This is a genomic window from Streptomyces prasinopilosus (genome assembly GCF_001419695.1).
GTDB lineage: Bacteria > Actinomycetota > Actinomycetes > Streptomycetales > Streptomycetaceae > Streptomyces > Streptomyces prasinopilosus.
In genome coordinates this window covers 1-7,095 of the sequence record NZ_LIRG01000352.1, presented here as the reverse complement: position 1 = coordinate 7,095, position 7,095 = coordinate 1, and the positions used below count along the sequence as shown (strand labels likewise).

Here is a 7,095-nt window from a genome sequence, read left to right as displayed (position 1 = left end):
CGGGGCCGGTGCGGCCGGTGGCCTTCAGGAAGACCTGCGGGGCGTGCAGCAGCGGCACGCGCACGTAGCCGATGAGTTCGCCGGCCCGCAGCATGTCCATCCCGGCCAGCAGGTGCGAGACCGGGATCTCGCGGCGGGCTCCGCCCTGGCCCGCGATGATCAGCGTCGCCTCGAGCGCGGCCAGCACGGGCAGCGAGTCGCCGGTCGGGGCGGCGGAGGCGATGTTGCCGCCCAGGGTGCCCGCGTTGCGGATGTGCGGTGGTCCGGCGGCCCGCGCGGAGGCGGCGAGCGCCGGGATGAGCGCGGCGAAGTCGGGGCGGCCCATGCGGGCGTGGGTGAGACCGGCGCCGAGCAGCGCGTGGCCGTCCTGGTACTGCCAGCCGCGGATCTCGCTGATCCGGCCGAGGCCGACCAGCGCCGTCGGTCTGAGCTGACCGGAGTTGACGGCGGCCATCAGATCGGTGCCGCCCGCGACGGGCACGGCGGCGGGCATGGCGGTGAGCGCCGCCACCGCCTCGTCCAGCGTCGTGGGCAGCGTCACGGCCTGCGCCGCCTGCGGTGCGTGCGTGCTCAAAACCGGCTGCCCCTTCCCGCGGCCCCACCTGGTCCCACCTGTTGCAGCCGTACGGTACGACCTGACAGGGCGGACGTGGCAACTCTGGCACATCTTCGCGGGTGCCGAAGACAGGGGTCCGCTAGGAGGTGTTCACCCGCCTCGCGGACCACTTGACCCGTTTTCCGACATCATCTCCCATGTGATCGAACAGGCACGGTTCGACGGTTCCTGCCCCCTTTCCGTACGGACTGTCAGGGATGGGGCGGACTTCCGCGCATGTGCCGGACCGGCGGCGCACGCCGCCGGTCCGGTGCACGCCGCCGGTCCGGTGCACGCCGTCGGTCCGGGGGCGCCGTCGGTCCGGGGGCGCCACGGGCCCGCGGGACCGGCCGGCCACCGGCCACCGGCTACCGGTGCGGGGGCGGGCCGTCCAGGGGGCGGCCCAGCACGCCGGGGCGCCGCTGCCAGGGCAGTGGTCCGGTGGGCGGGCGGTAGGCGACGCCGAGGGCGTCGAGCCGCCGGTAGTGGGCGGCCATCCGCCGCTCGAAGTCCGCGAAGTCCCGTTCCGCGGGGGCGGGCAGCGCGCTCCAGGCGACCTCGGCGAGGGCGGCGAGCCGGGGGAAGACCTGGTAGTCCACCCTCGCCTGGTCCTCCGTCACCTCGGACCAGGCGTTGGCCTGGGTGCCGAGCACCCGCCCGGCCTCCTCGGGGGTCAGCTCCGCCGGGACGGGTTCGAACCGGTAGACGTCCTCCAGGGTGCGCACGTACCCGATCGGCACGGGCTCCTCGGGGCCCGCGTCCTGGCGGTGGTCCAGGTACACGTGCTGTTCGGGGCACATGACCACGTCGTGCCCCGCGCGGGCGGCGGCGATCCCGCCGCCGTAGCCGCGCCAGGAGGACACGGCGGCGCCCGGGGGCAGGCCGCCCTGGAGGATCTCGTCCCAGCCGATCAGGCGGCGGCCCCGTTCGGCGAGCCAGCCGGCGAAGTGCCCGGTGAACCAGGACTGGAGGGCGTCCTCGTCGGCCAGGCCGAGGGCGGCGATCCTTTTCTGCGCCGTGTCCGACGCGCGCCACTGGTCCTTCGGGCATTCGTCGCCGCCGATGTGGACGAACGCCGAATGTCCCCGGGGGCCCGTGGCGTCGGCGGGAAAGAGTTCGAGGACTTCCTCGAGCACTCCTTCGTAGAAGCGCAGGGTGGTGTCGGTGGGGGTGAGGACGTTCGGATTGATCCCCCAGGTGTCCCAGACGGTCAGCGAGGCGGTGTCGACGACGTCGGTGTTGCCGAGTTCCGGATACGCGGCGATGGCGGCCTGCGAGTGGCCGGGCACGTCGATTTCGGGGACGACGGAGATATGCCGCTCGGCCGCGTAGGCGACGATCTCCTGGATGTCGTCCCGGGTGTAGTGGCCGCCGTGCGGTGTGTCGTTCCACAGGGGCGAGGCGCGGTGGCCGATTTTCGTCCGGGCGCGCCAGGAGCCGACCTCCGTCAGCCGGGGGTACCGCTCGATCTCGATGCGCCAGCCCTGGTCGTCCGTCAGGTGGAAGTGCAGGACGTTGAGTTTGTGCGCGGCCATCAGATCGAGATAGCGCAGCACGCCTTCCTTGGGCATGAAGTGCCGGGCGACGTCGAGCATGAGGCCGCGCCAGCGGAAGCGGGGGGCGTCCTCGATCGTGGCGTGCGGCACGGTCCGGGCCCGGTCGCGGCCGAGCGGGGCCCTGCGGTACGCGTCGGGGCCGAGGAGCTGCCGCAGCGTCTGGGCGCCCCGGAAGGCGCCGGCCGCGTCGCCGCCCTCGATCAGGACGCCGTCGTGGTCGCTGACGAGGCGGTAGGCCTCGGGGCCGAGCCCGGGGTCGAGCGCGAGCCCGATGCCGCCGGCGGTGTCGCGGGGCCCCCGGCCCTCGCGCAGCGGCAGGCCGGTGGCCTGCCGGAGCACGGCGCCCAGCCAGTGGCCGGCGCCCTCCGTCCCGGGGCCGGCGTACAGCCGGGAGCGCTCCGTCAGCCGCACCTCGCCGTCCCCGGCGACGACGCCGCGGGGTGCGGGGACCAGTTCCGTCAGGGATGTCACGTCACTCCTTCACCGCGCCGCCCAGTCCGGAGACCAGGCGCCGCTGTACGAGTACGAAGAAGACCAGCACCGGAACCGTCATCACCGTGGACGCCGCCATCACGCCGCCCCAGTCGGGGTCGTCCGGTTTGTAGAAGACCAGCAGGGCCATCGGCAGTGTCGACTGCGAGATGTCGCTGATGATGAAGGACTTGGCGAACAGGAAGTCGTTCCAGGCGGAGATGAAGGAGAACACGCTGGTGGCCACCAGCCCCGGCAGAACGAGCGGGAAAAGGATCTGCCACAGGAACCGCGCGCGGCTCGCGCCGTCGATGTACGCGGCCTCCTCCAGCGCCTCGGGAACGGCTTTCACGAATCCCCGCAGCATCCAGATCGCGAACGGCAGGGAGAACGCGATGTGCGGCAGGATCAGCGACCACAGCGTGTTCAGCCGGCCCGCGTCCCGCATGAGGAAGAACAGCGGGATCGTCAGCGCTTCCACGGGCACCATCTGGGCCACCAGAAACATGATCAGCAAAGTGGTCCGCATGCGGAACCGGAATCGCGTCACGGCGGTCGCCGCGAGAAAGGCGATCAGCGCGGAGGCGAGCACCACGGCGACCGCGACGACCACGCTGTTGAGGAAGTACCGGCCGAATTCCGCCTGCCCGAAGACCCGCCGGAAGGAATCCAGGGTGGGGGTCAGGGTCCACGGCCGGGGCCGGTCCGACTCGATCTCGCCGGCCGGTTTGAAGGCGCTCAGCACCATCCAGTACAGCGGGAAGGCCACCACCGCCGCGACCGCCAGCGCGGCCGCCCCGGCGACCGGCCGCCGCGGACGCCGCACGGACCCGCGCACGGCCTTCGTCCGGCGCGTCGCGTCCCGGCTCACGAGGGTCACAGTTCCTCCCCCTGGCGGCGCAGCAGCCGCAGGTACACCAGCGTGACGGCGAGCAGGACCAGCAGCATCACCACGCCGATCGCGGCGCCGAGTCCGTACTGCGAGGACGCGAACGCCTTCTGGTACGCGTAGACGTTGAGGACCAGGTTCTGGCCGGCGATGCCGCCCCCGCCCGTCATGACGTAGATCTGGGTGAAGACCTTGAAGTCCCAGATCACCGACTGGACGGTGACGACGACCAGGATCGGCCGGAGCATCGGGGCGAGCACCGAGCGCCACACGCGCCACTGCGAGGCGCCGTCCAGGGCGGCGGCCTCCAGCACCTCGGCGGGCACGGCCCGGATGCCGGCGTAGACGGTGATCATCACGAACGGGAAGGAGCACCAGACGACTTCGAGCAGGACGAGGAGGAAGGCGCTGTACCTCCCGTACGTCCATGAGTGGTCGCCGAGGCCCAGGATCCGGTTCACCGGGCCGAAGTCGGCGTCGAAGAGGAGCAGCCAGACCGTGGAGCCGGTGACGGCCGGGGTCGCCCAGGCGCCGAGCCCGGCCAGCATCAGCGCGAGCCGGGGCACGGCGCTCACCCGGGTGAGCAGCACGGCGAGCGCGCAGCCCACGGCCAGGGTGGAGACCACGCAGGCCGCCGCGAACAGGACGGTGGTGAGCAGCACCTGCCGGAACTGCTCGTCGGCGAGGAGTTCCCGGTAGTTGCCCAGGCCCTGGAAGGTGGCCGGTTCGCCGCCGCTGACCTGTGCCTGGGTGTAGCGGAAGAGCGAGATCACGCCGAGCTGCTGGACGGGGTAGGCGAGCAGCCCGCCGAGGACGACGAGGGCGGGGGCCAGGTAGAGCCAGGGGGTGAGGCCGGCGCCGCGGGTGCGGCCCCGGCCCCGCGGGGGCCGCGGTGTGCGGGGCGGGGCGGCCACGCGGGGCGCGGGACGCCCCCGCACGGCCACCGTGTCCTGTGCGGTCACCGGGTCAGCCCACCGAGCCGAACGCCTCGTTCATCTTCTTCGCCGCGTCCCCGGCGGCGGCGCCCACGTCCTTCTTGCCGCTGACGACCTCCTGGAACATGGTGGGCAGCACCTGCGAGGCGTCGATCTGCGCCCAGGCGGGCGAGGCGGGCACGAATTTGGTGTCGGCGGCGAGGGTCTCGACGAACGGCTTCAGGAACGGCTCCTCGGCCGCCGCCCGCTGCCGCACGTCCGAGAAGGTCGGCAGGAATCCCATCGCGTCGAACAGTTCGCCCTGTGCCTCCTTCGAGGCGAGCCGCCGCATCAGGTCGACGGCGAGGGTGCGGTGCGAGGTCGACTTCAGGACGCCGAGGTTGTTCCCGCCCGCGAAGGCGGGGGCGACGGAGCCGGGTTTCACGCCCGGCAGCGGCACGACGGCGTAGTCGCCCTTCACCGTTCCGGCCTCGACCGCCGCGCGGCTGAAGTCGCCGGCGATCGCCATGGCGGCCTTGCCCGAGGCGAAGGCGGTCACGGTGTCGTTGCCGCCCATGCCGGCGCACTTGGCGGCCGGGCAGTTGTCGTCGCCGAAGAGGGAGGTGTACGCCTCGATGCCCTTGCGGGCGGCGGGGGTGTCGATCGCGGAGGCGTAGGAGCCGCCCTTGCCGGTGGCGAGTTCGCCGCCGTGGGCCCAGAGGAACGGCATCGCGCCGTAGGTGTAGGCGCCGCCGACGGCGATGCCGTACAGGTCCGGCCTCGCGGCGCGGATCTCCCGCGCGGTGGAGATGAGTTCGGCCTGCGAGGCGGGGGGTTCGAGGCCGAGTTCGTCGAAGACGTCCGTGCGGTAGTAGAGGGCGCGGACGCCCACGAAGTACGGCGCCCCGTAGACCCGGCCGTCGACGGTGACCGACTGCCGGGCGGTCGGGTCGGTGTCCTTGGCCTCGTCCCAGGCGCCGAACTCCTCGGTGACGTCGGCGAGTCCGCCGTCCTTCACGTAGCCGGCGGTGTCCGTGTTGCCGTACTCGACGAGGTCGGGCGCGGACTTCGGGTCGTTGAAGGCGGCCTTGATGCGCTCGGCGCGGGTCTCGACCGGGATGTACTCGACGGTGACCTCGGTGCCGTCGTGCGCCTTCTCGAATCCGGCGACGACGGACTCGACGGCCTTCTCCTTGGGTGCGTTGTTCACCTCCCGGAAGAGCCAGACGCGTAAGGTTCCGGTCTTCTCGTCCTTGCCGGAGGAGGAGTCCCCGGAGGTCTGGGGCGCGCAGGCGGCGGTGGCGAGGACGGCCGCGAGGGCGACCAGGCGGACGGACAGCTTCATGGACTGCATCCTCCGATGAAGCGTTGCATCATGTGCAACGCTGGTTTCGCTGTGCACAACAACAACACCGGAGGCTAGGCACTGGGTGAACGGGCCCACAAGAGGTCTCCACCACTCTGTGACCGGCGGACGCGTTCCGCGGCCCGCCGCGGACAGCACAAAGGCCCCCAAGGCGCACACAACGCGCCTGGGGGCCCGGGGCGGGCGCGGCTACCGGGCGCCCTTGCCCTTGCCGCCGCTGCCGCTCTTGCCCTTGTCGTCGTCGCCGCCGCTCATGGACTCGTAGATCTCCTTGCACAGGGGGCAGACCGGGTACTTCTTCGGGTCCCGGCCGGGCACCCACACCTTGCCGCACAGCGCCACGACGGGCGTGCCGTCGAGAGCGCTCGCCATGATCTTGTCCTTCTGGACGTAGTGGGCGTAGCGCTCGTGGTCGCCGTCGCCGTGGGAGGTCTGCGGCGTCGGCTCTACGAGGGTCCCCGTACCAGTCCCGCGCTCGGGCTCAAGAGTGCTCATGGGGCAAGGGTACTGAAGCTCACACGCATCAGTTGAGCGAAGGGTCGTCCGGATAGGTGGCCACCATCGCCAGCTCGCTGCGCTGGCGGCGCAGCACCTCGCGCCAGAGCCGCTCCGGCACCGGGTGGGCGATGTCGCCGGGCTCCGACTCCACGACGTACCAGGCGCCCTCCGCCAGCTCGTCCTCCAGCTGGCCGGGGCCCCAGCCCGCGTACCCGGCGAAGATGCGCAGCGAGCCGAGGTCGGCCGCGAGCAGCTCCGGCGGCGCCTCCAGGTCGACCAGCCCGATCGCCCCGTGGACGCGGCGCCAGCCCGGCGGGGCGTCCCCGCCCCCCGCCCCGCCGGGGACGACGGCGACGCCGAGGGCCGAGTCCAGCGACACCGGGCCGCCCTGGAAGACGACCCCGGGCTCGCCGGCCAGGTCCGCCCAGCCCTCCAGGACGTCCCCCACGCCCACCGGGGTCGGGCGGTTGAGCACGACGCCGAGGGACCCCTCCTCGTCGTGGTCGAGGAGGAGGACGACCGCACGGTCGAAGTTCGGGTCCGCCAGGGCGGGCGTGGCCACGAGCAGCCGCCCTGTGAGCGAGGACACCTCGGTCATGCCAGACATGATCCCGCATCTTCCCCGCCCGTGGGGAGGCAATCGGGGTACGGGGGTGAACGCGGCCGCCCGGTCCGCGAGCGGCCTGGTGGGGCGCCGCCCGGAACGGGCCGCGCCCGCCCGGCGGGCGTACGGGGGACCCCCGGCGCACGGCGCCGGCGGTGACCCGGAGTGTCCGGGGGGAAACCGCCCGTGCAGCGGCGGGCCC

At 72.7% G+C, this 7,095-nt stretch carries 7 protein-coding genes; all 7 read right to left on the bottom strand.

Features of this window, described 5'->3' with window-relative positions:
* Positions 1 to 574, bottom strand: a 574-nt coding sequence (locus AOK18_RS15820) for an FAD binding domain-containing protein (RefSeq protein WP_240503195.1), incomplete at its 3' end; no start/stop codon positions are given.
* Positions 575 to 963: 389 nt separating this feature from the next.
* Positions 964 to 2,613, bottom strand: coding sequence for a beta-N-acetylhexosaminidase (locus AOK18_RS15815; protein ID WP_055694775.1), 1,650 nt, complete (start codon positions 2,611 to 2,613; stop codon positions 964 to 966).
* A gap of 10 nt (positions 2,614 to 2,623) precedes the next feature.
* A complete protein-coding gene (locus AOK18_RS15810) occupies positions 2,624 to 3,493 on the bottom strand; it encodes a carbohydrate ABC transporter permease (protein WP_420865617.1) in 870 nt (289 codons plus the stop codon).
* A gap of 5 nt (positions 3,494 to 3,498) precedes the next feature.
* On the bottom strand, positions 3,499 to 4,473 hold the full coding sequence (locus AOK18_RS15805) for a carbohydrate ABC transporter permease (protein WP_055694774.1): 975 nt from the start codon (positions 4,471 to 4,473) through the stop codon (positions 3,499 to 3,501).
* A gap of 4 nt (positions 4,474 to 4,477) precedes the next feature.
* Entirely contained in the window at positions 4,478 to 5,770 is a 1,293-nt protein-coding gene (locus tag AOK18_RS15800; protein WP_055694773.1) for an extracellular solute-binding protein, read from the bottom strand.
* Positions 5,771 to 5,980: 210 nt separating this feature from the next.
* Positions 5,981 to 6,286 (bottom strand): DUF3039 domain-containing protein, encoded by a 306-nt coding sequence (locus AOK18_RS15795; RefSeq protein WP_055571524.1) that lies wholly within the window; start codon positions 6,284 to 6,286, stop codon positions 5,981 to 5,983.
* Between the two features lie 28 nt (positions 6,287 to 6,314).
* Positions 6,315 to 6,887: a YqgE/AlgH family protein gene (locus tag AOK18_RS15790; protein ID WP_055694772.1), complete on the bottom strand. Its 573-nt coding sequence runs from the start codon at positions 6,885 to 6,887 to the stop codon at positions 6,315 to 6,317.
* Positions 6,888 to 7,095: the final 208 nt, after the last annotated feature.

Excerpts from the sequence above, each read along its gene's own strand:
- AOK18_RS15800 (WP_055694773.1), bottom strand. The coding sequence starts at position 5,770 with ATGAAGCTGTCCGTCCGCCTGGTCGCCCTCGCGGCCGTCCTCGCCACC.
- AOK18_RS15795 (WP_055571524.1), bottom strand. The coding sequence starts at position 6,286 with ATGAGCACTCTTGAGCCCGAGCGCGGGACTGGTACGGGGACCCTCGTA.
- AOK18_RS15790 (WP_055694772.1), bottom strand. The coding sequence starts at position 6,887 with ATGACCGAGGTGTCCTCGCTCACAGGGCGGCTGCTCGTGGCCACGCCC.